The organism is Nocardia kruczakiae NBRC 101016, from assembly GCF_001612965.1.
GTDB lineage: Bacteria > Actinomycetota > Actinomycetes > Mycobacteriales > Mycobacteriaceae > Nocardia > Nocardia kruczakiae.
The window spans coordinates 75,124-101,434 of sequence record NZ_BDBL01000029.1 but is presented as its reverse complement, the minus strand read 5'-3'; the positions used below and the strand labels follow the sequence as shown (position 1 = coordinate 101,434).

Below are 26,311 nucleotides of genomic sequence, written 5' to 3'. Positions count from 1 at the left end.
CTACACTCACCCGAGACGTAAGTTGTCCACAGCACAGGAGGCTCAGTGCCCAGCCATGCCAGCGCGCAGATCACGAAGGTCCTGATCGCCAATCGGGGCGAGATCGCGGTGCGTGTGATCCGGGCCGCCAAGGATGCCGGTATCGCCAGTGTCGCCGTGTACGCGGAACCGGACGCGGACGCGCCGTTCGTCAAATTGGCCGATGAGGCATTCGCGCTCGGGGGGCAGACCTCGGCCGAGTCGTACCTGGTCTTCGACAAGATTCTCGACGCGGCGCGCAAATCCGGCGCCGACGCGATCCACCCCGGTTACGGCTTCCTGTCCGAGAACGCGGACTTCGCCCAGGCCGTCCTGGACGCCGGGCTGATCTGGATCGGCCCGTCGCCGCAGTCGATTCGCGATCTGGGTGACAAGGTCACCGCCCGCCACATCGCCGAGCGCGCCAAGGCGCCGATGGCCGCGGGCACCAAGGATCCGGTGAAGGACGCGAACGAGGTCGTCGAGTTCGCGAAGCAGTACGGCGTCCCGGTGGCCATCAAGGCCGCCTTCGGTGGTGGTGGTCGCGGCATGAAGGTCGCCCACACCATCGAGGAGATTCCGGAGCTGTTCGACTCCGCGACCCGTGAGGCGACCGCCGCCTTCGGCCGCGGCGAATGCTTCGTCGAGCAGTACCTGGACAAGGCCCGCCACGTCGAGGCCCAGGTGCTGGCCGACACGCACGGCAACGTGATCGTCGCCGGCACGCGTGACTGCTCGCTGCAGCGCCGATTCCAGAAGCTGGTCGAGGAGGCGCCCGCGCCGTTCCTGTCCGACGAGGTCCGGGCCAAGATCCACGAGTCCGCCAAGCGGATCTGCAAGGAGGCCGGTTACTACGGCGCCGGCACGGTGGAATACCTGGTGCAGGGCGAGACCGTCTCCTTCCTCGAGGTCAACACCCGCCTGCAGGTCGAGCACCCGGTCACCGAGGAGACCTCGGGCCTGGATTTGGTGCGCTGGCAGTTCCGCATCGCCAACGGCGAGGAGCTGACCATCACCGAGGACCCGACCCCGCGCGGCCACTCGATCGAATTCCGCATCAACGGTGAGGACGCCGGCCGTGGGTTCCTGCCCGCACCCGGCCCGGTCACCGTCTACAAGGAGCCGTCCGGCCCCGGCGTGCGCGTCGATTCCGGCGTGGTCGCCGGCAGCGTGATCGGCGGCCAGTTCGACTCCATGCTGGCCAAGCTGATCGTCACCGGCGAGAACCGCACCCAGGCGCTCGAGCGGGCGGCGCGTGCGCTGGCCGAATACGAGATCGAGGGCCTGGCGACGGTGCTGCCGTTCGACCGCCACATCGTGACCAATCCGGCTTTCGTCGGTGACGGCACCAAGTTCGACGTCTACACCAAGTGGATCGAGAACGAGTGGGAAAACACCATCGAGCCCTACACCGGTGCCCAGCCCATCGAGGACGAGGACGAGGGTGCGCGGCAGACGGTGGTCGTCGAGGTCGGCGGACGTCGCCTCGAGGTGTCGCTGCCGGGCCAGTTCAGCGTGGGCGCGGGTGTGGCCGCCGCCGGTAACAACGGCGCGGGCGTGATCCGCAAGAAGCCCAAGCCGCGCAAGCGTGGCGGCGCGGGCGCCTCGGCCGCCTCCGGCGACGCCGTGACCGCGCCGATGCAGGGCACCGTCGTGAAGGTGGCCGTCGAAGAGGGCCAGTCGGTCGAGGCGGGCGACCTGATCGCCGTGCTCGAGGCCATGAAGATGGAGAACCCGGTCAACGCGCACAAGTCCGGTGTGGTCACCGGTCTGGCCGTCGAAGCCGGCGCCGCCATCACCCAGGGCACCGTGCTCGCCGAAATCAAGTAGTACCAACGGTTTCGCCGAAGGCCCCGCTCCGAATCGGAGCGGGGCCTTCGGCGTTTCGGCCGTGATGTGTGGCAGCCCTGTGCCGGTCGGCGTGTATCCCGGCGGGCAGACGGCGACGGCTCGTCGGCGGCCGATCGCGGGACGGGTTATCGGCTCGCGCCCTCGCAGGCGGTGGCGTCCTCGGCGCACGAGCCCCGGTCGGTACGCGGTGTACCGGGACTGCCCTTCTTTGCCGGTGCGGGGTGGTGTTCCTCGAAATGCGCTGCGGGATGGGGAAATTGGAGCGGCGGCGGCAGAATGTTCGTCGGGAAGGGGAGCGTCCAGCGCGGTGGGATCACCGTCGTGGTGTATTCGGGTTCCGGGGTGGCCGGCGCCGCGGTGGTCGGCGCGGGAGTGTTCACCTCGGTCCGGGTGGTCGACGGCTGGTCGGACGGAGTGCGGGAGCCACTGCTGAGCAGGGCCGTGCACCCGGCGACGACCGCGAGGACGACGATGGCGGCGCCGATCAGGGCGGCGGCGACGGCGAGAGTCGGGCGTCGTGGCGGCGCGGCCGGAACATGCTGTGCCGGAACGGATTTCACCGGAAGTGACGTGCTACCCACCAGAGTGGGCCGAGGGTTGCCAACGGACGGCGGATTCGGCCGGGCGGACACCGCGTGATCTGCCGGGGCCGCCGGCGAACCGACGGGTGCGCCCGCGTCCGGCAGGACACGAGTAGCCCGGACCGGGGCAGGCGGCCGGTCGGCTGCGATGCCCGCGGGTTCGGAGCCGACTCTTCTCGTGACGGGTGCGGGCCCGGGGTGCTCGTACGCGGCGGGCGCGGGGCCGGAGTAACTCCTCGGGGCCGGCGCGGCGTCCTGCCGCGCCGCGAAGGTGGGGCCGGCCGGTCCGGTCGCCGCTGGTGCAGGGCTGATGTACCTGGTCGCGGATGCCGATCCCAGCCGCGTCGTGGATCCCTGTTCGGATTGCAGCAACGGCGGTGTGCGATCGGCAACGGTCATTCCGACGGCGGCCCGGGCCGCGGCCGCCAACTCACCCGCCGTGCGGTACCGGTCGTCGGCACGCTTGGCCATACCTCGTGCGACCACCGCGTCGAGGGCGGCGGGGATGTGCGCGTCGGCGGCGGAGGGGCGCGGCGGGGCTTCGTGCAGGTGGGCGTGCAACTGCTGCACGGCGTCGGTATCGCCGAACGGCCTTCGCGCGGTGAGGCATTCGTACAGCACGCACGCCAGCGAGTACACGTCCGAGCGGGAGTCGCCGTGCCCGGTGAAGCGTTCCGGCGCCATGTAGGCGAGCGTGCCGACCGTGAAACCGGTTGCGGTGATGGTGGTCTGCCCGGCCGCGCGGGCGATGCCGAAATCGATGAGGTAGGCGAATCCGCTGGTGTGCACGATGATGTTGGCGGGCTTCACATCTCGATGCACCAGCCCGGCCGCGTGTGCGGCATCGAGTGCCTCGGCGATCTGCGAGATCAGCTCGACCGCCTCCGCCGGCTCCATCGCACTCGATCGCACCAGCCGCGCCAGGTCCACGCCCGGGATGTAGGCCATGTCCAGATACAGCCGTCCGGCGTATTCGCCGAACCGATGGATCGGCGCGATATGCGGATTGTCCAGATGCGCTCCGATCCGGGCCTCCCGCTCGAACCGCCGCCGGTAATCCGCGTCCTCGGCCGCACTCCCGGACAAGATCTTCAGCGCGACGGTCCGCGCATCCGCCGGGTCGTAGGCCAGCCACACCTCCCCGGCCGACCCCCGGCCGAGCAGTCGATCGAGCCGGTACCGCCCGAATTCCCGCGCGGTCATCGCATCCGCCCGATCGCCGCCCGGGGCGAGGCGACTGACGGAAATCCTTGCCGTGCCTCGGTTTTCGACAGCCTCGACGCCGCCTCCTCGCACGATGCGGGTCGACGTCCGAGGAGGGTGCGCACTGTTCGATCCGCTGTCGCGACCGCGCACGGCGTCGTGCGCGTCGGTACCCGGCTCGGCCTCGCCTCCGAGCCCGGACCGGGTGCACGGCAGCTCGCCGCCCACGCCCGGAGTTCTGCGTCGCCGATCGGGGCAGGCGTCTCGGCGTCCGGTAGCGGAGAGGGAGCGCTCGGCGCTGCGACGAGCGGGGCGGCAGCGGTGCCGATGCCGCGCTGGCGGAACATGACCCCGACGATAGTGCGGATAGGCGGTCGGCGGTACCGCGGGTGGATCGGGCCCGCTCACCGGCGCGCAGCGCGGTAATCTCGTGCCATGGCTGATTCTCCCGACGTCCGCATCGGTACCGCGGAGCGCGAGCAGGCGATGCAGCGCCTGTCGGAGCACTTCGCCGCCGGTCGGTTGTCGGTCGCCGAGTTCGACGAACGCAGCGGCCTGATCGCCGCGGCGGTGACGCGGGGTGATCTGGCGCCGGTGTTCGGCGACCTCCCGGCCGCCGTACCGGAGCCGCCGGAACCGCCGGAACCGGCCGCCGCCCAGCCGGGTGGGCGCCGCGAATTCGCCGGTCCGATGATGGGCCTGGTGGTGATCCTCGCGCTGGTGCTGTTCTTCACCACCCACACCTGGCTCTGGTTCCTGCTCATCCCCGCGGCCGGCATCATCACCGGCGGCCTGCAGCAGCGCGGCCACGATCGCCGGCTCCTCGGCGGCGACGATCACCGAGTGCTCGACCGCCGCCGTCGGCGCGACCGTCGCCGGAGGTTCTGATGGAACCGATCGAGATCAACGCCGGCAGTTGGTATCTGCGCGCGCTGCGTGCCGACGACCGTATCGACGACCGCCCGGCGCTGGCCGACGGCGGTATCACCGATCCCGGCTATGTCGAACGCCGTGCCCGCGAATGGGCCGAGCAGACCGGATATTCGTGGGCGGTGTGCGAACCCACCACCGCGGAACTGGTCGCCGAGATCGTGGTGACGCCGCAAGCCGATGGCACCGCGGAGATTTCGGGCTGGTCGCGTGCTGGCTACGATTCCGCGCTGCAGTCCGGCCTGACCGCGGTGAGCCGCTTCGTCGCCGGGGCGCTGGGCCTGCAACCTTTGTGATTTCGCCGAACATGCTGTACCGCAGCGCTTTTCGCGGCCGGCGCCCGGGGCGGGCGATTAATTCGGTGGATTGCCGGGTGCTCGTACCCGTACCGTGAGGACTCCGAAATCAAGCACTGGGGAGGTGCGCGATGTGGGAGTGGAGTAGATCGGTCGCGGAACGGGCTACCGCGACAGCGTGGACCCGGTCGGCCGGAGAACCGGCGCCGACCGTCGTGGATCCGGAGGAATGGGCCGAGCGGCCGGGGGAGCCGGCGCCGGAAGAGGTCGGCGAACCGGCCTCCGACGCCGTGATGGCATTCGGCGGTGCGAGCGCGATGGTGCGCTCGATCCATCTACCGGAGTACGACCTGGCCCGATGAGAGGAACCGCGACGCGGGTGCCGCCGATATACCGGCGCCCGCGTCCCGGTCGCACTCGCCGGATGCGGAGGTTCGTTGCGGAGCGGCATATCGGCGGCCGTAGCCCGCAGGAGTAGCCTGCGAGGCGTGCAGAGGCCACCCTTGGACGCCGATATCCTGCGACATGCCGTCGCCGAACAGCCCGACCTGTCGTTCTTCTCCCGTATCGATGTGGTGGAGTCGACCGGTTCGACCAATGCGGATCTGATCGGTGAGGCCGGCGATCCGTCCTCCGATCGACGGGTGCTGGTCGCCGAATATCAGGACAGCGGCCGCGGCCGTCACGAACGTTCGTGGGTGAGTCCGCCGCGCGCGCAGATCGCGATGTCGATTCTGGTGCGGCTCGGCGGTATCGAACCGGCCGTCCTCGGCTGGCTGCCGCTGCTGACCGGTGTCGCCGTCGTGGACGCGGTCCGTGAATCCACCGGCCTGGACGCGAACCTCAAGTGGCCCAACGATGTTCTGATCGGCGGTCGCAAGGTGGCCGGCATCCTGGCCGAGGTGGCCTCCGGTGCGGGCGCCCCGGCGGTCGTCGTCGGCGTCGGGCTCAATGTGAGCCTCACCGAGGACGAACTGCCTGTGCCGCATGCCATTTCACTGACCCTGGCCGGTGCCGAGAACGCCGACCGCACCGCGTTGGTCCTCGCCCTGCTGCGCGCCTTCGCCCGCCACTTCACCGAATGGCGGACGGAGAACTGGAATGTCGGCCCGCTGGCCGACGCGTATCGTGCCCGCTGCGCCACCCTCGGCGCGGATGTGCGGGCGGAATTGCCGGGCGGCGAGGTCCTCACCGGCGTGGCCACCGATATCGACGGCTACGGCCGCCTGATCATCGGCGGCCGTTCGGTATCGGCGGGCGACGTCACTCATCTTCGCCCGGCATAGCGCGACGAATCAGGGGGTAGGGTTCGCATATGAGTTATCCGGAGGAGCTGCTCGCGCCGGACGAGCAGCTGCTACTGCACCGTCATCCGCATTGGAAGATGTTGTTCTTGCCGGCGCTCACCTTCATCCTCGCCACCGCGCTGGCCGGATTCCTGAGCGGGCTGGCCTGGCGCAACACCGAGGGCACCACGCGCAACATCGTTCTCATCGCGATCGTCGTGGTGTGGGCGCTGCTGGTCGTGTGGCGTTGCCTGTCGCAGGTGATCCGTTGGAAGTCAACGCATTTCATCATCACCGACCGGCGGGTGCTGGTGCGCGAGGGCGTGCTCACCCACACCGGCATCGATATCCCGATGAACCGCATCTCCAGTGTGCAGTTCCGCCACGGGTTGTCGGACCGGTTGCTGGGCACGGGCACGCTGATCATCGACGCCGCCTCGGGGGATCCGTTGGAATACGACGACATTCCGAACGTGCAGAAGGTGCATTCGCTGCTGTACCACCAGGTCTTCGACAACCCGCACGGCGATCCGGGCCACGACCAGTATCAGGACCCCCGTTACGGCCGCCGTCGGTAGCGGCCGCCGCGGTTCGGTGGCGCACGCCCGATCGGCCCGGTTCGCCAGTAATCTTGTGCTGTGACCGCCGTACTGCTGGCCGAGGACGATGAGGCCATCGCCGCTCCGCTCTCGCGAGCCCTGGGGCGCGAAGGCTATTCGGTAACCGTCGAGAGTTTCGGCCCCGCCGTGCTGCGCCGGGCGCTGGAGGGCGAACACGATCTGCTCATCCTCGACCTCGGGCTACCCGGTATGGACGGCCTGGAGGTGTGCCGCCAGGTACGCGCCCGGGGCGCCGATCTCGCGGTGCTGATGCTGACCGCCCGCACCGACGAGGTCGATTTCGTGGTGGGTCTCGACGCCGGCGCCGACGACTATGTCGGCAAACCGTTCCGCCTCGCCGAACTGCTGGCCCGCGTGCGAGCCCTGTTGCGGCGCAGCGGCATCGGCGACGAGGCGGTGGAGATCGGCGGCGTGCGGCTCGAACCCGCGGCGCGCCGGGTACTGGTCAACGGCCACGAGGTGAATCTGGCCAACAAGGAGTACGAACTGCTCAAGGTGCTCATCGACCGGGCCGGGCAGGTGGTGCCGCGCGAGACGATTCTGCGTGAGGTGTGGGGCGATGCCGATCTGCGCGGCTCCAAAACCCTCGATATGCACATGTCCTGGCTGCGCCGCAAGATCGGCGACGAGGGCCCCGTCGCGGAGCGGCGCATCGTCACCGTGCGTGGTGTCGGTTTCCGCTTCAACACCGATTGATCGCCGATGCGGCGCCGAATTCTGCTGTCCATGCTGGCGGCCCTGACCCTCACCACCGTGGTGCTGGGTATCCCGTTGGCGTTCACGGCGTGGCAGTGGGTGGCCGATATCACCCGCAGCGACCTGCGGGCCCGGCTGGATCGCATGTCGGTGGAGATCGTCGGCCAGGAGCGTGACGACGGATTGGTCCACGGCGTGCTCGACCTGCGCTCGGTGCGGCCGCTGATCCCCTCCGGCGGACGGCTGACCATCATCTATCCGACGCCCGAGGATGCCGCGCTGCGCGTGGACGCGGGTGCGCCGGAGGTCGAGAACCCGGTGGTGGAATCGCTGTCGATGGGCACGTCCGGCTCGCTGCGACTCGAGGTGCCGGCCGCCCCCATGCACTCGATGCAGCGGCAAGCGGTGGGCGCGGTGGCGCTGGTGGCCCTGGCCTCGCTGGCCGCGGGCGCCGCGGTGGCGGTGGTGACCGCGCGACGGGTCGCCGATCCGCTACGGGATGTGGCCGCGCGCGCCGCGCGGCTGGCGAAGGGCGATTTCCGGCCCGATCCGCGCCGGCACGGGATCACCGAACTCGACCGCGTCTCCGATGTGCTCGATTCGGCGACGGTGGAGATCGCGGGCCGCCTGCAGCGCGAGCATGCGCTGGTCGCCGATGTCTCCCATCAGTTGCGCAGTCGCCTGACCGCGGTGCGGCTGCGCCTGGACGAATTGTCGGCGCATCCGGATCCGGCGGTCGTCCAGGAATCGGAGGAGGCGATGGCGCAGGTCGATCGGCTCACCGAGGCGATCGACGAACTGGTCCGCGATTCCCGCGACCAGGACGCCGCCGATCACGAACCGGTTCCGGTGGTCGCCGAATTGCGCGGGGTGGTCGCCGAATGGCGGCATCCCTTCGCCGAGGCCGGGCGCAAGCTCGTGCTCTCCGGCGATCCCGGTCTGCGCGCCCCGGTGACCGGATCGCGGTTGCGTGAGGCGGTGGCCGTGCTGGTGGACAACGCGCTGGTGCATGGCGGGGGTGACTGCTCGGTGTCGGTGCGCACGGTCTACGGCGGCCCCGACCGGGAACCGCTGGTGGCGGTGGAGGTGGCCGACGAGGGCGAGGGGGTCAGCGACGAACTGGCGCCGCACATCTTCGACCGCGGCTTCTCCGGCGCCGGATCGACCGGAGTGGGGCTGGCGCTGGCGCGCGCGCTGATCGAAGCCGACGGTGGCCGCTTGGAACTCCAGCGACGGCGTCCGGCGCTGTTCGCGGTATTTCTCGGTAAGCCGACCGCGGGACGGTCGGGTAACGGCGTCATCGGGGAGCCCCGCTGAACGACGGGTTCAGCTGAAGCCGAGCGGTTTCTCTTCCTCGTACAGCTCTTCGAATTCTTCGACCAGCGCATCGATTTCGTCGGGGAACACCCAGCGCTTCATCGCCCAGAATCGGAACACCATCTGCAGGATGTTGCCGATGATGAAGGCGCTGACGAAGTCGGCGATGTTCTCCACGGTCAAGCTGACATCGGGGACGTGCAGGTGGAAGAAATACCGCGAAACCCACAGCGGGAGATTCGACAGCAGCACACCGATGGCGCTGACCACGAAGAACAGCAGGGCTTCGTGGTGTTTCTCACGACCGCCGCGACCCTTGAACGACCATTCCCGGTTCAGGATGTAGGACGCGATGACCGCGATAACCCCGGAAATGATCTTGGCGGTGATCGGTTTCGACTCGAGAACGGTCAATTTGAGGATGTAGAAGATACCGCTGTCGATGACGAAAGTGGTCGCTCCGACAATCGCGAACTTGATCAGCTCGTGATGACGAATAGCGAGGTCCCGTAGCGTTTTCGGCAGGATGTTGACCACATCGTCGACAAATGGCACCCGGTGAGTCTACGTCCGTCCCGCGATGGGCAATCAACCCGCACTCACTCCCGCGTGTGGGCGCATGACAACATGGTGGGCTGTGAGCGAGCGTAGTGGGCCATCGATGGACCCTTCCACCGGGGTGCAAGAGGTTGCCGAAGGTGAACCGATGCCGGTTTCACGCAGTTTCGAAGGTGGCGGAATGCCGACCGTCGCGATGATCGGCGGCGGGCAGCTGGCGCGGATGACGCATCAGGCTGCCGTGGCGCTGGGACAGTGCCTGCGGGTCCTGGTCGAGCGACCCGACGATCCGGCGGCGCAGGTCAGTCCCGAGGTGGTGCTCGGATCGCACACCGACCTCGCGGCCCTGCGCAAGGTTGCCGTCGGTACGCACGCGGTGACCTTCGACCACGAACATGTGCCGACCGAGCATCTGCTGGCGCTGGTGGCCGAGGGTGTCAACGTGCAGCCGCCGCCGGCCGCGCTGGTCTACGCCCAGGACAAGCTCGCGATGCGGCGCAAGCTGGCCGAAATGGGAGTGCCGGTTCCGGCGTTCACGGCGGTCGAGGCCGTCGCGGATGCCACCGGATTCCTCGCCGAACACGGTCCGTTCGTGCTGAAGGCGGTGCGGGGCGGCTACGACGGGCGCGGCGTCTGGATGATCGACGACGCCGCCGAGGCCGAACGCATCGTCACCGATCAGCTCGGGCACGGTGTGACATTGCTCGCCGAGCAGCGGGTGGATCTGAAGCGTGAGCTCTCCGCGATGGTGGCGCGCTCGCCGTTCGGACAGGCCGCGGTCTGGCCCGTGGTGGAGACCGTGCAGCGCGAGGGGCAGTGTGCCGTGGTGATCGCGCCCGCGCCGGAGCTCTCGGACGAGGCCGCGACCGAGGCCGAATCGCTGGCCCTGCGGCTGGCCGCCGAACTCGGCGTCACCGGTGCGATGGCCGTCGAGCTGTTCGAAACCCACGCCGGTGACCTGCTGGTCAACGAGCTGGCCATGCGCCCGCACAATTCCGGGCACTGGGGGATGGACGGCGCCGTCACCGGACAGTTCGAACAGCATCTGCGCGCGGTGCTGGACTATCCGCTGGGCGCCACCACGCCGCTGGCGCCGGTGACGGTGATGGCGAACATCCTCGGCGCGGCCGAGGCGCCGGCGATGTCGATGGACGAGCGGCTGCATCACCTGTTCGCCCGGATGCCGGAGGCGAAGGTGCACCTCTACGGCAAGGGCGAGCGCCCGAAGCGCAAGATCGGGCATGTGAACATCCTCGGTGACGACGTGACCGAGGTGCGGGAGAAGGCCGAACGGGCGGCGCACTGGATGTCGCACGCGGTGTGGACCGATGGATGGGATCCCCATGAGTAACGGAATCGGGTTCGATGGTCGCTCCGCGGGCTCCGCTCCGGCGGTCGGCCTGATCATGGGCAGCGACTCCGACTGGCCCACGATGGAAGCGGCCGCGGAAGCGTTGGCGGAGTTCGGGATTCGCTTCGAGGTCGGTGTGGTCTCGGCGCATCGCACGCCGCAGCGCATGCTCGACTACGCCCGCGAGGCCGCCGGTCGCGGCGTCAAGGTGATCATCGCCGGTGCCGGTGGCGCCGCCCACCTGCCCGGTATGGTCGCCTCGGCCACGCCGCTGCCGGTGATCGGTGTCCCGGTCCCGCTGAAGTACCTCGACGGCATGGACTCCCTGCTGTCGATCGTGCAGATGCCGGCCGGCGTCCCCGTCGCCACGGTGTCCATCGGCGGTGCCCGCAACGCGGGCCTGCTGGCCGTCCGCATCCTCGCCGCCGCCGACCCCCAGCTGCGCACCCGCATGGAACAGTTCCAGGCCGACCTGGAGAAACTGGTCCTCGACAAGGACGAAGCCCTGCGCACCCGCCTGCTGGGTTAGTCGTCGGCGCGCCCGGGACCTCCCCGTACGGCACGGCTACCGTTGTGGGGTGCCCAGCGACAATTCGACCCCCGTTCGTGCCGCCGATGCCGCGGAGTTCCGGCTGGCCGTGGTCGATCACGCGTTGCGGCTGTTCGCGGAGCAGGGGTACGAGGCGACCACGGTGGAGGAGATCGCGGAGGCGGCGGGGATTTCGCGGCGGACGTTCTTCCGGCAGTTCCGGTCGAAGGAGGATGTGGTCTTCGCCGACCACGAGGAGCAGCTCGCCCGGGCGAAGGCGTATCTGACTGCGGCGCAGGGTGATCCGTGGGATGCCGTGCGGGAGGCGGTGGTCGGGATCTTCGAGCGGTTCACCGAGACCAGGGAACTGGCCGCGCGCCGCTATCGGGTCGTCCGGCAGGCGTCGGCGTTGCGTGATCGCGAGATCGTGACCGTCTTCCGGTACGAACGGCTGTTCACCGACTATCTGCGTGATCGGCTTCCCGAGGTGCCCGATCTGGCGCTGATCCAGTTCAGCGCGGCCGTCACCGCCACCCACAACTATCTGCTGCGCCGCATGGTGCGTGGTCGATCCGAGGCGAGCGCGGCCGATCTGCGCGCGGCGGTACGGGCGATCGCGCCTCCCGGCCCGGCACCGGATCCGGCCGAGTTGGTGGTGGCGGTCTTCCCGCGGACGATGCCCGCCCGGCAGGTCGCCGACCTTCTGGCCGACCGCCTCGATAATCTGTGAGCCGGGCCGGTGAGTCGGCTGTGTGGCACTGAGTGCCAGGGTGGATTCCCGGTATCCCCTCACGTTGTCGCCCTTCGGCGGCGTATACTCGGATACGACTGGCACTGAGTGCCGAGGTGCGCCAGTGTAGTGCCGGAATTCGCGGACCAGGCGAACCGAAACCCCACGACCAGGAGTGAACCCATGGCGGGCAACCCCGAATTCGATCTGTTCAAGTTGGACGACATCCACGACGAGCTGCGCGCGGCGATTCGCGGCCTGGCCGAGAAGGAGATCGCCCCGCACGCCAAGGATGTCGACGGCAACGCCCGGTTCCCGAAGGAGGCCCTGGACGCGCTGAACGCCGCGGGCTTCAACGCGGTCCACGTTCCCGAGGCCTACGGCGGCCAGGGCGCCGACTCGGTCGCCACCTGCATCGTCATCGAGGAGGTCGCCCGCGTCTGTGGTTCGTCCTCGCTGATTCCGGCCGTGAACAAGCTCGGCACCATGGGCCTGATCCTGCAGGGCTCCGAGGAGCTGAAGCAGAAGGTGCTGCCCGACCTCGTCGAGGGCAAGATGGCCTCCTACTGCCTGTCCGAGCGCGAGGCCGGTTCGGATGCCGCCTCCATGCGCACCCGCGCCAAGCGCGACGGTGACGACTGGGTGATCAACGGCTCCAAGTGCTGGATCACCAACGGCGGCCAGTCCACCTGGTACACCGTGATGGCCGTGACCGATCCGGAGAAGGGCGCCAACGGCATCTCCGCGTTCATGGTGCACAAGGACGACGAGGGCTTCGTGGTCGGCCCGCTCGAGCACAAGCTGGGCATCAAGGGTTCGCCGACCGCCGAACTGTACTTCGAGAACTGCCGCATCCCGGGCGACCGGATCATCGGCGCCGAGGGCACCGGTTTCAAGACCGCGCTGCAGACCCTCGACCACACCCGGCCCACCATCGGTGCGCAGGCCGTCGGTCTGGCGCAGGGTGCGCTGGACGCCGCGATCGCCTACACCAAGGACCGTAAGCAGTTCGGCAAGGCCATCGCCGATTTCCAGAACACTCAGTTCATGCTCGCCGATATGGCGATGAAGGTGGAGGCCGCGCGCCTGATGGTCTACACCTCGGCCGCCCGCGCCGAGCGCGGCGAGAAGAACCTGGGCTTCATCTCCGCCGCCTCCAAGTGCTTCGCCTCCGATGTGGCGATGGAGGTGACCACCAACGCGGTGCAGCTGTTCGGTGGCGCCGGCTACACCACCGACTTCCCGGTGGAGCGGATGATGCGCGACGCCAAGATCACCCAGATCTACGAGGGCACCAACCAGATTCAGCGTCTGGTCATGTCGCGTCAGCTGCTGCGCTGATCGCACGGTCGCCCGAGGGCGTGGGCGGTGCCGGGGACGACTCGGCACCGCCCGCGTCACCTTGTGACATCGAACCGAAGCGGCCGGGGCTCGTGGCGCGTCGCGCGCGGCGGGTTGTCAGGGCGCGTTACGGTATCGAAGCGCCGAATTCAGTGAATTACCGGCAATTTTCGCTGGTAGAACGGTAGTGCCCAGAAAATCTCTGCGAAGTACTTTCATCTGCAATTTCAAATGTTCGTTCAATCGCAATCGGGCGAATTCGGAATTGTCCCAACGGCTTTCGCGGCGCAATATTGATGCATGGCAGGCGTGGAGATCACCGACAGGTTCGTCCGCCGCACCCTGGACAACGGGCGAATCGAAGAGGTCACCTGGCTGGAGCTGACCGAGGTGCGGATCATCACGACCGCCGACGGCCCCTTCGCCGACGATGTGTTCTTCGTGCTGATCGGTGTGCGCGGAAACGGTTGCGTGGTCCCGCATTCCGCTGCCGACACCGAGTTCCTGGCCCGCCTGCAGAAACTGCCGGGCTTCGACAACGCCGCCGTGATCGAGGCGATGGGGACGGTCGGCGACCGGCAGTTCCTGGTCTGGCGGCGCCGCATCTGACGCGGCCGCCGGACCCTGTCCGCTAGGCGACGAGGTCGGCGTATTCGCGGTGGTCGCCGATGTACTGCTCCACGTACCAGCAGGTCGGCACCACCGCGAATCCGTTGTCGCGGCAGTCGGTGAGCGCGTAGTCGACCAGTTGCGCCGCCACCCCGCGTCCCCGGAATTCGGGGAAGGTGAGGGTGTGGTTGAGGTCGCGAATCGGCTTGCCGCCCGCGCTGCTTTCGTTGTAGTCCGCGTAGCCCGCGAGGGTGTCGTCGATGTAGATCTCGTAGCGGCCGGCGGCCGTATTGTGCTCGAGCCTGGTCGTCATATCAGGTGGAACCGACGTCCCGGGCCGATTTGTTCCGCGCGCGGGTCAGCTCCCGCAGACTCGATTGAGTTCGTCGGTGAAGGGCTGCAGGTCGGTGACGTTGTCGTCGATCAGGGCGTCGGCGTATCCGGTGATCGCCGCCCGCTCCTCACCCGTGGCGAGATCGCCGACGGTCCACAGCCGATCGTGCAGGGCACGGGCCGTCTCGGCGTCGAATGTACCGCCGCTCATCTGCACTCCCGCGTTGACCATGGCGATGGCTCGATCGCAGGCCGGAGATTTCGCCTGGGCCGTGGCCGCGGGGAGAATCAGCAGGGAAGCGGTCGTCGCGGCGGCGAACACGACGGCGGGCAGGCTCTTGATCATGTGTCCTCGGGAGGCTTTCGATAGGGGCCGCTCATCAGGCGAGCGAACCGAGATCTCGCAGCCTAGCCGCCGACTGTCCGGTTTGCGAGATTTTTCCGGCTGAGGTCGTGTTCAGAGCACCGCGCCCGGGTTGAGAATGCCGTGCGGGTCCAGGGCCTCCTTGATGCGCCGGGTCAGATCCATCACCTCCGGACCGACCTGATCGGGCAGCCACGCCTTCTTCAACCGCCCGACCCCGTGCTCGCCGGTAATCGTGCCGCCCAGCGCGATGGCCAGGTCCATGATCTCGCCGAATGCCTGATGGGCGCGTGCGGTCTCGTCCGCGTCGGCGAGGTTGTAGACGATCAGCGGGTGGGTGTTGCCGTCACCGGCGTGCGCGATCACCGAGATCAGCACCTCGCGCCGCTCGGCGATCTCGGCGATTCCCGTGACCAGGTCGCCCAGGCGTGGCAGCGGCACGCCGACGTCCTCGAGCAGCAGCGGTCCCTTGCGTTCCACGGCGGGAATCGCGAATCGCCGTGCGGCGCAGAACGCTTCACCCTCCTCCGGGTCCTCGGTCCGGAAAACCTCGGCGGCTCCGGCGCTTTCGCAGGCCTCCGCGATGATCGCGGCCTCCCGCGCACGGAATTCGCCGGGGGCGTCGGAGCGGGCCACCAGCATGGCGGCGGCCTCGCGATCGAGTCCCATCCGCATTTCGTCCTCGACCGCGTTGATCGCCACCGAGTCCATGAATTCCAGCATCGAGGGACGCAGCCGGGCCGCGACCGCCTCGATCGCCGCCGTGGCCGCGGTGAGGGTGGAGAACGTGGCGACCACGGTGCTCTGCTGCGGCTGCGCGGGCAGCAGCCGCAGTGTCAGCTCGGTGATGATGCCGAGGGTGCCCTCGCTGCCGACGAACAGTTTGGTCAGCGACAGCCCGGCGGAATCCTTGAGCCGCGGCCCGCCCAGCCGCACCACCGTGCCGTCGGCGAGCACCACTTCCATACCCAGGATGTAGTCGGTGGTGACGCCGTATTTCACACAGCACAGCCCACCGGCGTTGGTGGCGGCGTTGCCGCCGATCGAGCAGATCTCGAACGACGACGGATCCGGCGGATACCACAGTCCGTGTTCCGCGGCGGCCCGTTTGACCTCCGCGTTCAGCAGTCCGGGCTGGGTCACGGCGGTGCGGGTGACCGGATCGACCGTGATCTCGCGCATGCGTTCGGTGCTCACCAGCAGGGCGCCGTCCTGTGCGGTCGCGCCGCCGGAGAGCCCGGTTCCGGCGCCGCGCGGCACGAGCGGGACCCGATGTTCGTGTGCCCAGCCGACCACGGTCGCGACCTGCTCGGTGGTCAGCGGCCGCACCAGCGCCGCCGGCATCCCGGCCTGTGGATCGAGCGCGCGGTCGTGGCGGTACCCGGTGAGGATGTCGGGATCGGTGACGACCGTGCCGTCGGGAAGCCGGTCTGCGAGTGTTGCGATGTCCACACCCCGAACCTACGTGCTCGCACGGGATCCGTGCGCAGTACACTGCCGCGGTGTCCGATGCCAAGCTCGAGATCCAGATGCTCCACGACCGGATCATGGTTCGCGTCTCCCAGGAGGAGGGCGAACGACGCAGCAGTGGCGGCATTCTGATTCCCGCCACCGCGCAGGTGGCCAAGCGGCTGACCTGGGGTGAGGTCAGCGGGGTCGGTTCGCATGTACGCAGCGTGGGCGTCGGCGACCGCGTGCTGTTCAGCGCGGAGGATCAGTTCGAGGTGGAGGTGCAGGGCCAGGCCTATCTGGTGCTGCGCGAACGCGATCTGCACGCGGTGGCCAGCGAACGCCCCGAACACGGCACCGGCCTCTACCTGTAACCGCGACGGCGATGCCCCCGGCCGTGCGGCCGGGGGCATCGAGCCGTTCAGCGGGTTCGCCGCGGCAGCGCCAGCGCGGCGGCGAGCACCACACCGAGGACCACGATCCCGGCCACCGCGGCCATCTCCATCGCGGTCACATAGCTGCCGGTGGTGTGTGCCGCACCCAGCGCCGAGAAGAAGATGACGCCGAGAACCGTTGCGCCGATGGCATTTCCGAACTGCTGCGCGGTGGTGAGCACGCCGGCCGCCATCCCGGCCTGCGGCGCGGGGATACCCGAGGACAGCACGGCCGAGACGACCGAGGGGATGGTCATACCGTTGCCGAGGCCGACGATCATCATGCCGGGAATCAGCGCGAGGGCGCTCACCTGTGTGCCCATGCCGGCCAGCACCGCCAGGGTGATGCCCAGACCGGTCAGGCTGGTGCAGGTGCCGATCACCATGACCCGGTTCCCGAAGCGGCCGGCGACCCGCGGCGCGAGGAACAGTGAACTGCCCGCGAAGCACAGTCCCAGCGGCGCGAACGCCAAACCCGCACGCAGCGGCGACAATCCGAGTCCGCCCTGCAGCATCAGCGTCAGGCAGAGCATGAAGCCGGCGAAGAAGGTCAGATAGCCGCCCGCGATCACCAAGCCGAGACTGAAGCCGCGTTCGCGGACCATGGCGGTGTCGAGGACAGGTTCCCCGCCCCGGCGTGCGAGCCGGTTCTCGTAGCGCAGCGTCGCCAGCAGCACCGGCGCCGCGGCCGCCATCGACACCCAGGTCCACAGCGGCCAGCCCTCCGGCCGGCCCAGGGTGATCGGGATCAGCAGCAGGGCCAGCGCTGCGGAAATGCCCACGGCACCAACCGGATCCAGCCGTGCCCGGCGAGTGCTACCGGTGCGGGGGAGCCAGCGCGCGGCCAGAACGGCCGCGACCACTCCGATCGGCACGTTGATGTAGAAGATGGTGCGCCAGCCCCAGCCGAACAGATCGGCGTCGACCAGGATGCCGCCGAGCACCTGGCCCGCGACCGCGCCGAGGCCGATGGTGGCGCCGAACGCGGCCATCGCCCGCGGCCGCTCGAGCGGCGGGAACAGGGTGTTGATCAGCGCCAGCATCTGCGGCACCATCAGCGCCGCGGTGCCGCCCTGCAGCACGCGGGCCCCGACCAGCGTCCAGGCGTCGGTCGCGAGGCCGCAGAGCAGCGACGCCACCGTGAAGGCCAGCATGCCGATCACGAACAGGCGCCGGTGGCCGAACAGGTCGCCGAGGCGGCCGCCCGTGATGAGGCCCGAGGCGTAGGCGAAGCCGTAACCGCCGACGATCAGTTCGAGCGCCGCTTCGCCGGCGTTCAGGTCGTGTTGCAGCGAGGAGGCGGCGACATTGACGACGAACCAGTCGAACATCGCCATGAACATGGCACTCAGCACCACCGGCAGGACCCGCCAGCGAGCCGGGTAGGGCACGACGTCGGCCGACGGTGTGCGCAGAAGCGGTGGGGCGGTTGGGGTTTCGAGGGTGGACATATCGGACTCCCCGGAATCGGTCGAGAGTGTCGGCGGCGCCGCGCTGCGCCGCGGGATGCGGATCGGTTTCCGCGAGGGATGTAACTAACCGGTTGGTTAGAACTATTCCAGCGCCCGCGACGTCGTGTCAACCAATTGGTTGGTTAGCATCGATGGCATGCCCCCGCGCGATCCCGAGGCCACCAAGGCCCGCATCTTCGAGGCGGCGACCGAGGAGTTCGCCGCTCACGGGATCGCCGGTGCCCGCGTGGATCGCATCGCCCGCAATGCCAAGGCCAACAAACAGCTGATCTACGCCTACTTCGGCGACAAACAGCACCTGTTCGAGCAGGTGCTGGAGAAGGCGATGATCGATGTGGCCGCAGCGGTATCGACCGATATCGACGATATCGACGCCTGGGTGGACGCTCATATCGCCTACCACCGCGAGCATCCGGAATTCCTCCGGCTGCAGATGTGGGAGGCGCTGGAACTGGCGCCGGATCAGGTCGCCGCCGGCGAGGCTCGCGCGCGCCGCTACCGGGACAAGATCGAGAAGGTCGAGGCCGCGCAACGGCGGGGACTGCTGCGCGACGATATGCCGCCCGGATACCTGCTGACCCTGCTGACGGGACTGATCAACTATCAGCAGGCGCTCCCGCAGTCCCGGCGGTTCGTCGTCGGCGGCCCCGACGACCCGGCGGAGCTGCGCAACTGGGTGCGCGACGCCGCGCGCCGGATCGTGGCGCCGCGCGAGGACGCCTGAGCCGAACGCTCGCTAACGGCGCGCGGCCATCTCCCGCTCGAGGGCGGCGAGATCGGTGGTGAGCGATCCGCCGGCGAAAGCCATTGCGGCATAGGACCGCTCGGCCGCGTCCGGATGTCCGGCGCCGCACGCGTCGGTCACCATGATCGGCAGGTAACCCAGATCGATGCCGTGCCGCACCGTCGGCTCGATACCGACCTCGAGGGCGATCCCCGCGATCACGACGGTATCGAGGCGCAGGTCGCGCAGGGCGATATCGAGGGGCGTGCCCGCGAACGCCGACATGGTGATCTTGTCGAAGACCACCTCGTCCGCTCCCGGTGTCAGCTCCGGAACCAGCTGATACTGCGGTGAGCCCTGGGGGAACATCGAGCGCACCCGGGCCGGATCGTCCACCCGCTGCCACGCCATCGCCGTGCGCAGTTGTGATACCCCGGACGCGGCCGGCGGCAGCGACATGTGCCGGGTGTAGAACACACGAAAACCGTTCTCACGGGCAATGTCTCGAAGCCGGACGCAGGCATCGACGATCTGCTGTCCCGCGGCGATCTGATTCACGATGCCGGCCTGCATGTCGTAGATCAGCACCGCCGTCCGAGCCGGATCGCATGCGTCCGCCACGGTCAAGGGAATGTCGAGTCCGAATGCATGCTGCATATCTACTGCTCACCTGGTCCGATCGTAGGGTTCGGCCGTGTCGATCGACGCGTCCATGAGCGCCTCGAGCGGGAGCGGGGCGGTCACCGGAACGTAGGTCCATTCCAGAAAACCCCTCTTGGACAATGGGAAATCGTCCACATAGCGCCGGGCCTCCGCGACATTGTCCACCTCGAAGATGATCACCACACCCGATTCGTCCGCGCGGGCGTAGTTCTCCCGGACGATTCCGGCCTTCCAGAGGCGCCACACATTGGCGACCTCCTCGGGCAGATACGGTGTGATGGTCTCGAGAGTGACTCCGGGTTTGAAGCGGTCGAAGGCGATAACTTTCATGAGATCCATGCAAGTCCGGTGATTACAGTGTTACAAGAGCGCACTTTTCGGTAAGTAGGTGAACGCGGTGTCGCAGCGGCGGTATTACTGTCCGGTCGAGGTCACTGTCGATCTGATCGGCGGGAAGTGGAAACCGGTGATCCTCGCGCATCTGAAGGAAGGGGTGCGGCGCTACGGTCACCTGCGCCGGGCCATGCCCTCGACCAGTGAGAAGATGCTGGTACAGCAGTTGCGTGAGCTCGAGGCCGACGGTCTCGTCAGCCGGACCGTCTTCGACACCGTCCCGCCTCAGGTGGAATACGATCTGACCGCCGAGGGGCGCAGCCTGGTTCCGGTGCTGACCGCATTGTACGAATGGGGCGAAAAGCGGTGTGAGCGAACGGGTATCACTTTCGGCTGAGCGAGCTCGGCCTACGCGGCGTCAGGTGCCCGCGGTCAGCATCTCGGTGCGGTCACCGTCGACCACGACGGCATCGTCGTCGGTCAGCGCCCAGTGCGGCGTTCCCGCCGCGCGTAAGCGCTCGGCCAGGCGGGTGCCGTGTCCGTCCGGATCGGTGCCCGGCGAATCCACATGCGGCACGATCGCCCGGTCCACCACCCCGAGTCCGTCCCAGCGCGGATCGATACTGCAGGCGGTCCGCACCTCGCCCGGATCGTCGGCGTCCTCCAGGCCGTGCAGGTCGGGTGTCAGCAGGCACGCGCCCGCGCTGTAACCGGTGTAGGCCAGCGCATCCTCGGCCAGCAACTCGCGCAGCACGAGATCGGCTGCGCTGCGGGCAAATTGGGCTCGCAGGACGAATGTGTTGCCGCCGCGCACCCAGAGCGCCGGATATCCGCGCAACGCCTGCTCCAATGCGGCGGGACGGCCGAGGTAATCGCGCAGGTCGAGCACCTCGGGCCGAAATCCGCGGCGCCGCAGCGGAACCAGATCACTGGTCACCGCGCCGGACCACGCGGACGGCCAGGCGTCGCAGGCGTTCGGAATCACAGCGATCGGCCCCGGGCCGCCGACCAGTTCGGCGAAGCGGTCGTAGTGGGCGCCGAAGCGGTAGCTGGACAGGAAGAGTCGCACGGCGGATCAGATGGTGAACGCGAGATTCGCGGCGATCCGCTCACCCAGTTCCCGGTCGCCGTCGACCTCGATCTCGTCGCGATGGTCCGCGGCGGCGGTGCGTCCGCCGCACAGGCGGGCGAACAGGCTCGAGCCCAGCCGGATCACGGTGTCGGCCGAGCCATCCAGGGCCGCAACGACTTCCGCGCGCCCGTCGACGCGAATGTGCACGGTGCGGGCGACCGGACCGGTGGTCTCGATCGTGATGCGGGACCCGTCGGGCGCGCCGCCACGCTTGACCACCACGCGCCCGAGGAAGGGTTCGATCTCGTCCAGCGCGATCTCGGCGCGCCGCCCGCCCTCGTCCATCCCCAGGGCCTTCGCCTCGCCGCCGAGTGCGTCGGTAATGTCGAGCTGATGCATCCAGCAGTCGAACAACCGCACCCGCATGAACCGGCCGTACGGCACCACCCCGATCGGGGACTGGATGTCGGCGGCCCAGGCGGCCTCGTCGACGGCCGCCAGGGCGGCGCGGCGGCGACCGGTCACCTCGGTGAACCGGCGCAGCAGGTCGTCACCGCGTAGCGGCCGCAGCGATTCCAGCCAGATCTCGTTCAGCGCCCCGGTGTCGTTGCGGACGTGGTCGAACGCCCGGACATCGCTGTCCACCTGTGGCAGCGGCTCGCCGAGCAGCATCGATTCGATGGCGACGACATGCGCGAGCACATCGAAGACCGTCCAGCCCGGCAGCGGTGACGGCAGCCGCCAGCGGTCCTCGTCCAATCCGCGGGTCAGCTCCGCCAGCGCATCCCACTGGTCGGAGAGCGCACTGGTCAGTTCGGTGCGGTCGAGTGAGGCTGTGCTCATGAACGAGTCTCCCTGTCGGTCGGGTCGAGTCGGTCCGGCGCCGCGCCGAGCCGGTCGAGGCCGGTGCGGATCGCGGCCGCCGTGGCCGCCGGATCGTGCGGGCGCCGCAGCAGGAAGCCGCGGGCGAAGGTGAACAGGTCACCACCGCGGCGCGGCACCACGTGCAGGTGGACGTGATGCACCGTCTGGAAGGCCGCCTTACCGTCGTTGAGGACGAGATTCGCCCCGTCGGCGCCGAGGTCGCTGCGCCGCAACGCCTTTGCGATGCGATGGCCCACGCGGAACAGATCCGCGCCCAGGTCGGCGTCGAGTTCGTCGAGGTGGGCGGCATGGCTCTTCGGAATCACCAGGGTGTGTCCCCGGGTGATCGGCCGGATGTCGAGGAAGGCGTACACCCGCTCGTCCTCGTAGATCCGCGTCGCCGGTGCGTCGCCCGCGACAATCCGGCAGAAGATGCAGCCACTCACCAGGCAGACATTACGGCGTACGACGCAGCCGGCATAGCCCGCTACTGTGCTGCGTGAACGGCCATTCGGCAGAAAAGGAGTGGTGTGGTGTGACGTTGATCTCAACTAATCTCACCGACCTGCCGGGTACAGTTGCGAGAATTATTTCGGAACTTACTGGAAAGTAAGTTCTGCTCGGCCAGACCCAACAGGCGGCCCACCTGGACATCAGGGGGCCAGCTTGCCGTCACAAGTAAGGAAGTTGACCAGTGGAGACAACGCAGGGCGCGAACGAGGGCGCGCAGCCCGGCGACGACAGTCGCACGTCGCACCGCACGCGTGTCGGTGTGGTTCGTGAGACCGGCACCGATGAACGACGCGTCGCGTTGGTGCCGAAGATCATCCCGAGCCTGGTGAAGCAGGGTGTGCAGGTCGTCGTCGAAGCCGGCGCGGGTCTCGGGGCATTGATTCCCGACGAAGCCTACGAGGCCGCGGGCGCGACGATCGGTGATCCGTGGCAGGCCGAGGTCGTGGTGAAGGTGGCCCCGCCCAACGATGCGGAGATCGCCAAGCTGTCGCAGGGCCAGACGCTGATCGGATTCCTGGCTCCGCGCAACGCGGACAACAAGATCGGCGCGCTTCAGGATGCGGGCGTGCGCGCCTTCGCGGTGGAGGCGATTCCGCGGATCTCGCGCGCGCAGGTGATGGACGCCCTGTCCTCGCAGGCCAATGTCGCCGGGTACAAGGCGGTGCTGCTGGCGGCGTCGGAGTCGACGCGATTTTTCCCGATGCTGACCACCGCGGCGGGCACGGTGAAGCCGGCGACGGTGCTGGTGCTCGGTGTGGGTGTCGCGGGTCTGCAGGCCCTGGCCACCGCCAAGCGCCTCGGTGCGCGCACCACCGGATACGACGTGCGGCCCGAGGTGGCCGATCAGGTGCGGTCGGTGGGCGCGCAGTGGCTGGATCTGGGTATCGACGCGGCCGGTGAGGGTGGTTACGCCCGCGAGCTGACCGATGACGAAAAGGCCCAGCAGCAGCAGGCTTTGGAGGATGCGATCAAGGGCTTCGACGTCGTGGTGACCACCGCGCTGGTGCCGGGTCGCCCCGCGCCGCGCCTGGTGACCGCCGCCGCGGTGGAGGGGATGAAGCCCGGCAGTGTGATCGTCGACCTGGCGGGGGAGACCGGTGGCAACTGCGAGCTGACCGAACCGGGTAAGACGGCGGTCAAGCACGGTGTCACGATCTGCTCGCCGCTGAATCTGCCGGCGACGATGCCCGAGCACGCCTCGGAGCTGTACTCGAAGAATATTGCGGCGCTGCTGGAGCTGATGCTGAAAGACGGCAGGCTCGAGCCCGATTTCGGTGACCAGGTGCTCGCCGATTCCTGTGTGGCCGGTGCGCCGAGCCGTCCCGCCGACTCCGAGGAGCAGGGCTGATGTATACCGAGCTTTTGGCCAATATCGCGATTCTGGTGCTGTCCGGTTTCGTGGGTTTCGCGGTGATCTCCAAGGTGCCCAACACCTTGCACACTCCGCTGATGTCGGGCACCAACGCCATCCACGGCATCGTGGTGCTGGGTGCGCTGGTCACCCTCGGCAAGGTCGAGCATCCGTCGGTGATCACGCAGATCATCCTGTTCGTCGCGGTGGTCTTCGGAACGCTGAACGTGGTCGGTGGTTTCGTGGTGACCGACCGGATGCTGGGGATGTTCAAGGGCAAGAAGCCCGCTGCGTCGGGCGCGGAGCGCCCTGGAAACACCGAGAAGGCGGGCCGCTGACTCATGGACAATCTGGTCAATATTCTTTATATCGTCGCGTTCTCGCTGTTCATCTATGGCCTGATGGGGCTGACCGGTCCCAAGACCGCGGTGCGTGGCAACTGGATCGCGGCGGTCGGTATGGGCATCGCGGTGATCGCGACGTTCATCTCCATTCGTGACACCTCGAACTGGATCATCATCATCGCGGGCCTGGTTGTCGGTGTGGCGCTGGGTGTTCCGCCGGCGCGGTTCACCAAGATGACCGCGATGCCGCAGCTGGTGGCCGCGTTCAACGGTGTCGGTGGTGGCACGGTCGCGTTGATCGCGTGGTCGGAATTCCTCAACAGCGACGGCTTCTCGTCGCTGCACGAGCAGCCCACGGTGCACATCGTGATCGGTTCGCTGTTCGCGGCGATCATCGGTTCGATCTCGTTCTGGGGCTCGCTGATCGCGTTCGGCAAGCTGCAGGAGATCCTGCCCGGCCGACCGATCGGACTCGGCAAACTGCAGCAGCCGGTCAACCTGCTGCTGGCCCTGGGGGCGATCGCTTCCGCGGTGGTGATCGGTATCGGCGCCACGAAGGACGGTGCGCCGTGGTGGTGGATGGTGCTGCTGCTGGTGCTGGCCGCCGTGCTCGGCCTGATGGTCGTGCTGCCGATCGGTGGCGCGGACATGCCAGTGGTGATCTCGCTGCTGAACGCGCTGACCGGTCTGTCGGCCGCGGCGGCCGGTCTGGCGCTGAACAACACCGCGATGATCGTGGCCGGCATGATCGTCGGCGCGTCGGGCACCATCCTGACCAATCTGATGGCCAAGGCCATGAACCGGTCCATCCCGGCCATCGTCGCGGGTGGTTTCGGTGGTGGCGGCGGTGCCGCGGCAGCCGGTGACGGTGAGCAGAAGCAGGCCAAGGCCACCTCGGCCGCCGATGCCGCGATCCAGATGGCCTACGCCAACCAGGTCATCGTGGTGCCCGGCTACGGTATGGCCGTCGCGCAGGCCCAGCACGCGGTCAAGGAGATGGCCTCGCTGCTGGAAGCCAAGGGTGTCGAGGTCAAATACGCCATCCATCCGGTCGCGGGTCGCATGCCCGGCCACATGAACGTGCTGCTGGCCGAGGCCGAGGTCTCCTACGACGCGCTCAAGGAAATGGACGACATCAACGGCGAATTCTCGCGCACCGACGTGGCTTTGGTGATCGGCGCCAACGACGTCACCAACCCCGCCGCGCGCGAGGACTCCTCCAGCCCGATCTACGGCATGCCGGTGCTCAACGTCGACCAGGCCAAGAGCGTGATCGTGCTGAAGCGGTCGATGAACTCCGGCTTCGCCGGCATCGACAACCCGCTGTTCTACGCCGACCACACCTCCATGCTGTTCGGCGACGCCAAGAAGTCCGTCGGCGCCGTCACCGAGGAACTCAAGGCGCTGTAACGAGCGTCGGTTCGACCCGAAACGGCCCGCGGCAGATGTGCTGCGGGCCGTTTCCGGTTTCCCGGCGGTGGGCGATGCGGGCTTGCGGCAACGTGGGCGCACGCCGCCTCCCAGCCGCGGGTGGCGGACTAGAGTGGCCCGCAGGGCTCGATGATGCCGCGAGCGCGGCACGGCAGCCGGAAGGGGTCGAGATGACGGTTCGGGAGCGGTTCGATCTGCCTGCGGTGGGCGATGATTCGGCGATCTACGGCACGCCGTATCAGACCCCCGAAGGCGCCACGGTCATCCCGGTGACGCGCCCCGGCGGAAAGTTCCGGCGGGCCCGGCCGCTGGGCGTCTTCGTCATCGAGGACGGCAACACCGGCTGGCACGCCGTCACCGACGACACCGCCATCGCGCTGCTGGGCATCTTCGTCGGCTTGGTGGCGACGACGCTGTCCCTGATCGCGGTGGTGCGCAATCCGCCGTGGCCGGACGTCACCATTCGGATCGACCGCAAGGAGCACTGAGGAGCTTCATCGCCGCCCGAAGGCGTCGGTGCGCTCGGCATTGTCGAGAAACGCATCGACCATGCGGTGGTTGAGCGCGGCGAGCTGACGCAGATCCTCGGTCGACCACTCCGCCAGCGCGTCGCGCATGTGGCGGCGGCTCACCGCGCGGATCGCGTCGACGGTGGCCCGGCCCTCGTCGGTGATGCGCACCCGCTGCGCCCGGCGGTCCTCCGGATCGGTCACCCGGTCGACGTAACCGGCCCGCTCCAGGCGCTGAATCTGGCGCGTGACATGCGGCGCCTCCACATCCAGGCAGGCCGCGAGCTCACCCATGCGCATGGGCTCGGCGGCGTCGGCGAGCATCCGCAGCAGCGGCACGTTGGCGCGATCGAGATTCACCCCGGCCGCGGCCACGGTGCGATCGTGTCGTCTGGCCCGGGTGAGCAGGTGCGCGATCCGGGTCAGGGCGCGCTCGAGTTCCACGATGTAGTCGGCATCGACCACCGATTCGGGACTTCCTTCGGAACGCGGCACAGGGTTATCCTACTACCCAACTTACTTAAGTTAGGTAAGTATAA

The 26,311-nt window shown here is 68.3% G+C and carries 32 protein-coding genes; 20 read left to right on the top strand and 12 right to left on the bottom strand.

The genetic code is table 11. From position 1 onward, the window contains the following. The first annotated feature begins 45 nt into the window (after positions 1–45). Entirely contained in the window at positions 46–1,848 is a 1,803-nt protein-coding gene (locus tag NK1_RS21375) for an acetyl-CoA carboxylase biotin carboxylase subunit (RefSeq protein WP_063011199.1), read from the top strand. A gap of 146 nt (positions 1,849–1,994) precedes the next feature. Here NK1_RS21375 and NK1_RS21370 read toward each other — a convergent pair whose 3' ends face one another. Further along, positions 1,995–3,653 carry a serine/threonine protein kinase gene (locus tag NK1_RS21370; protein WP_157104378.1) on the bottom strand — a complete coding sequence of 553 codons (1,659 nt, stop codon included), beginning with the start codon at positions 3,651–3,653 and terminating at the stop codon, positions 1,995–1,997. A gap of 435 nt (positions 3,654–4,088) precedes the next feature. Between NK1_RS21370 and NK1_RS21365 the strand changes: the two genes are divergently transcribed. From NK1_RS21365 to NK1_RS21335, 7 genes are all read left to right on the top strand, one after another. Then, entirely contained in the window at positions 4,089–4,541 is a 453-nt protein-coding gene (locus tag NK1_RS21365) for a DUF1707 SHOCT-like domain-containing protein (RefSeq protein ID WP_063011195.1), read from the top strand. Then, a complete protein-coding gene (locus tag NK1_RS21360) occupies positions 4,541–4,879 on the top strand; it encodes a hypothetical protein (RefSeq protein WP_062994070.1) in 339 nt (112 codons plus the stop codon). The genes NK1_RS21365 and NK1_RS21360 overlap by 1 nt, the downstream gene beginning before the upstream one ends. A 131-nt stretch (positions 4,880–5,010) precedes the next feature. Further along, positions 5,011–5,241, top strand: a complete 231-nt coding sequence (locus NK1_RS21355; RefSeq protein WP_063011193.1) for a hypothetical protein — start codon at positions 5,011–5,013, stop codon at positions 5,239–5,241. Between the two features lie 126 nt (positions 5,242–5,367). Further along, entirely contained in the window at positions 5,368–6,165 is a 798-nt protein-coding gene (locus NK1_RS21350; protein ID WP_245660719.1) for a biotin--[acetyl-CoA-carboxylase] ligase, read from the top strand. Between the two features lie 29 nt (positions 6,166–6,194). After that, a complete protein-coding gene (locus NK1_RS21345; protein WP_036498425.1) occupies positions 6,195–6,743 on the top strand; it encodes a PH domain-containing protein in 549 nt (182 codons plus the stop codon). Between the two features lie 60 nt (positions 6,744–6,803). Next, positions 6,804–7,481: a response regulator transcription factor gene (locus NK1_RS21340; RefSeq protein ID WP_030513615.1), complete on the top strand. Its 678-nt coding sequence runs from the start codon at positions 6,804–6,806 to the stop codon at positions 7,479–7,481. Between the two features lie 6 nt (positions 7,482–7,487). Then, positions 7,488–8,798, top strand: coding sequence for a sensor histidine kinase (locus tag NK1_RS21335; RefSeq protein WP_036498426.1), 1,311 nt, complete (start codon positions 7,488–7,490; stop codon positions 8,796–8,798). Between the two features lie 9 nt (positions 8,799–8,807). Here NK1_RS21335 and NK1_RS21330 read toward each other — a convergent pair whose 3' ends face one another. After that, the gene (locus tag NK1_RS21330) at positions 8,808–9,353 is read right to left on the bottom strand and encodes a GtrA family protein (RefSeq protein WP_063011191.1); all 546 of its coding nucleotides are present in this window, start codon (positions 9,351–9,353) and stop codon (positions 8,808–8,810) included. A gap of 151 nt (positions 9,354–9,504) precedes the next feature. Here NK1_RS21330 and NK1_RS21325 point away from each other — a divergent pair, with 151 nt between their 5' ends. The 5 genes from NK1_RS21325 to NK1_RS21305 all read left to right on the top strand — a co-directional run bounded on the left by NK1_RS21325 (position 9,505) and on the right by NK1_RS21305 (position 13,916). Beyond that, entirely contained in the window at positions 9,505–10,707 is a 1,203-nt protein-coding gene (locus NK1_RS21325) for a 5-(carboxyamino)imidazole ribonucleotide synthase (protein ID WP_063011268.1), read from the top strand. Then, entirely contained in the window at positions 10,700–11,236 is a 537-nt protein-coding gene (gene purE / locus NK1_RS21320) for a 5-(carboxyamino)imidazole ribonucleotide mutase (RefSeq protein WP_063011189.1), read from the top strand. The genes NK1_RS21325 and purE overlap by 8 nt, the downstream gene beginning before the upstream one ends. Before the next feature lie 49 nt (positions 11,237–11,285). Beyond that, the gene (locus tag NK1_RS21315; RefSeq protein WP_063011187.1) at positions 11,286–11,966 is read left to right on the top strand and encodes a TetR family transcriptional regulator; all 681 of its coding nucleotides are present in this window, start codon (positions 11,286–11,288) and stop codon (positions 11,964–11,966) included. 183 nt (positions 11,967–12,149) lie between these two features. Next, positions 12,150–13,307 (top strand): acyl-CoA dehydrogenase, encoded by a 1,158-nt coding sequence (locus NK1_RS21310; protein WP_063011185.1) that lies wholly within the window; start codon positions 12,150–12,152, stop codon positions 13,305–13,307. Positions 13,308–13,607: 300 nt separating this feature from the next. Then, positions 13,608–13,916 (top strand): hypothetical protein, encoded by a 309-nt coding sequence (locus NK1_RS21305; protein ID WP_030513629.1) that lies wholly within the window; start codon positions 13,608–13,610, stop codon positions 13,914–13,916. 22 nt (positions 13,917–13,938) lie between these two features. On the opposite strand, the gene NK1_RS21300 is transcribed toward NK1_RS21305, so the two are convergent. The 3 genes from NK1_RS21300 to NK1_RS21290 form a co-directional block, all read right to left on the bottom strand. Further along, complete coding sequence (locus NK1_RS21300; protein ID WP_063011183.1) at positions 13,939–14,229, bottom strand: GNAT family N-acetyltransferase; 291 nt, start codon at positions 14,227–14,229, stop codon at positions 13,939–13,941. Between the two features lie 45 nt (positions 14,230–14,274). Further along, on the bottom strand, positions 14,275–14,595 hold the full coding sequence (locus NK1_RS21295) for a hypothetical protein (protein WP_063011181.1): 321 nt from the start codon (positions 14,593–14,595) through the stop codon (positions 14,275–14,277). Positions 14,596–14,706: 111 nt separating this feature from the next. Next, a complete protein-coding gene (locus NK1_RS21290) occupies positions 14,707–16,065 on the bottom strand; it encodes an FAD-binding oxidoreductase (RefSeq protein WP_063011179.1) in 1,359 nt (452 codons plus the stop codon). 50 nt (positions 16,066–16,115) lie between these two features. Here NK1_RS21290 and NK1_RS21285 point away from each other — a divergent pair, with 50 nt between their 5' ends. Then, positions 16,116–16,436: a GroES family chaperonin gene (locus NK1_RS21285; RefSeq protein ID WP_030513633.1), complete on the top strand. Its 321-nt coding sequence runs from the start codon at positions 16,116–16,118 to the stop codon at positions 16,434–16,436. Positions 16,437–16,483: 47 nt separating this feature from the next. Here the strand turns inward: NK1_RS21285 and NK1_RS21280 are convergent, their stop codons facing one another. Continuing rightward, positions 16,484–17,947, bottom strand: coding sequence for an MFS transporter (locus NK1_RS21280; RefSeq protein WP_063011177.1), 1,464 nt, complete (start codon positions 17,945–17,947; stop codon positions 16,484–16,486). A 157-nt stretch (positions 17,948–18,104) separates the two neighbouring features. Here NK1_RS21280 and NK1_RS21275 point away from each other — a divergent pair, with 157 nt between their 5' ends. Next, on the top strand, positions 18,105–18,692 hold the full coding sequence (locus tag NK1_RS21275) for a TetR/AcrR family transcriptional regulator (protein WP_063011175.1): 588 nt from the start codon (positions 18,105–18,107) through the stop codon (positions 18,690–18,692). 12 nt (positions 18,693–18,704) lie between these two features. Here the strand turns inward: NK1_RS21275 and NK1_RS21270 are convergent, their stop codons facing one another. Continuing rightward, the gene (locus NK1_RS21270; protein WP_063011173.1) at positions 18,705–19,349 is read right to left on the bottom strand and encodes a cysteine hydrolase family protein; all 645 of its coding nucleotides are present in this window, start codon (positions 19,347–19,349) and stop codon (positions 18,705–18,707) included. 9 nt (positions 19,350–19,358) lie between these two features. After that, positions 19,359–19,685, bottom strand: coding sequence for a YciI family protein (locus NK1_RS21265; protein ID WP_063011266.1), 327 nt, complete (start codon positions 19,683–19,685; stop codon positions 19,359–19,361). A gap of 67 nt (positions 19,686–19,752) precedes the next feature. Here NK1_RS21265 and NK1_RS21260 point away from each other — a divergent pair, with 67 nt between their 5' ends. Beyond that, a complete protein-coding gene (locus NK1_RS21260; RefSeq protein WP_063011264.1) occupies positions 19,753–20,085 on the top strand; it encodes a winged helix-turn-helix transcriptional regulator in 333 nt (110 codons plus the stop codon). A gap of 21 nt (positions 20,086–20,106) precedes the next feature. On the opposite strand, the gene NK1_RS21255 is transcribed toward NK1_RS21260, so the two are convergent. The 3 genes from NK1_RS21255 to NK1_RS21245 are packed head-to-tail and all read right to left on the bottom strand — an operon-like array spanning position 20,107 to position 22,070. Beyond that, entirely contained in the window at positions 20,107–20,757 is a 651-nt protein-coding gene (locus NK1_RS21255; RefSeq protein ID WP_063011171.1) for a Type 1 glutamine amidotransferase-like domain-containing protein, read from the bottom strand. 6 nt (positions 20,758–20,763) lie between these two features. Beyond that, positions 20,764–21,603: a maleylpyruvate isomerase family mycothiol-dependent enzyme gene (locus NK1_RS21250; protein ID WP_063011169.1), complete on the bottom strand. Its 840-nt coding sequence runs from the start codon at positions 21,601–21,603 to the stop codon at positions 20,764–20,766. Next, complete coding sequence (locus NK1_RS21245; RefSeq protein ID WP_063011167.1) at positions 21,600–22,070, bottom strand: HIT family protein; 471 nt, start codon at positions 22,068–22,070, stop codon at positions 21,600–21,602. Before NK1_RS21245 ends, NK1_RS21250 begins: the two co-directional genes overlap by 4 nt. Positions 22,071–22,396: 326 nt before the next feature. On the opposite strand from NK1_RS21245, the gene NK1_RS21240 reads away from it, so the two are divergent. The 4 genes from NK1_RS21240 (at position 22,397) to NK1_RS21225 (ending at position 25,751) form a co-directional block, all read left to right on the top strand. Continuing rightward, positions 22,397–23,485 carry a Re/Si-specific NAD(P)(+) transhydrogenase subunit alpha gene (locus NK1_RS21240; RefSeq protein WP_063011262.1) on the top strand — a complete coding sequence of 363 codons (1,089 nt, stop codon included), beginning with the start codon at positions 22,397–22,399 and terminating at the stop codon, positions 23,483–23,485. Continuing rightward, positions 23,485–23,826, top strand: a complete 342-nt coding sequence (locus NK1_RS21235) for an NAD(P) transhydrogenase subunit alpha part 2 (protein ID WP_063011164.1) — start codon at positions 23,485–23,487, stop codon at positions 23,824–23,826. Before NK1_RS21240 ends, NK1_RS21235 begins: the two co-directional genes overlap by 1 nt. Before the next feature lie 3 nt (positions 23,827–23,829). Beyond that, the gene (locus NK1_RS21230; RefSeq protein ID WP_063011162.1) at positions 23,830–25,242 is read left to right on the top strand and encodes an NAD(P)(+) transhydrogenase (Re/Si-specific) subunit beta; all 1,413 of its coding nucleotides are present in this window, start codon (positions 23,830–23,832) and stop codon (positions 25,240–25,242) included. A gap of 191 nt (positions 25,243–25,433) precedes the next feature. Further along, positions 25,434–25,751: a hypothetical protein gene (locus NK1_RS21225; protein ID WP_063011160.1), complete on the top strand. Its 318-nt coding sequence runs from the start codon at positions 25,434–25,436 to the stop codon at positions 25,749–25,751. Positions 25,752–25,757: 6 nt separating this feature from the next. Here the strand turns inward: NK1_RS21225 and NK1_RS21220 are convergent, their stop codons facing one another. Then, on the bottom strand, positions 25,758–26,267 hold the full coding sequence (locus NK1_RS21220; protein WP_051024353.1) for a MarR family winged helix-turn-helix transcriptional regulator: 510 nt from the start codon (positions 26,265–26,267) through the stop codon (positions 25,758–25,760). Positions 26,268–26,311 lie beyond the last annotated feature (44 nt).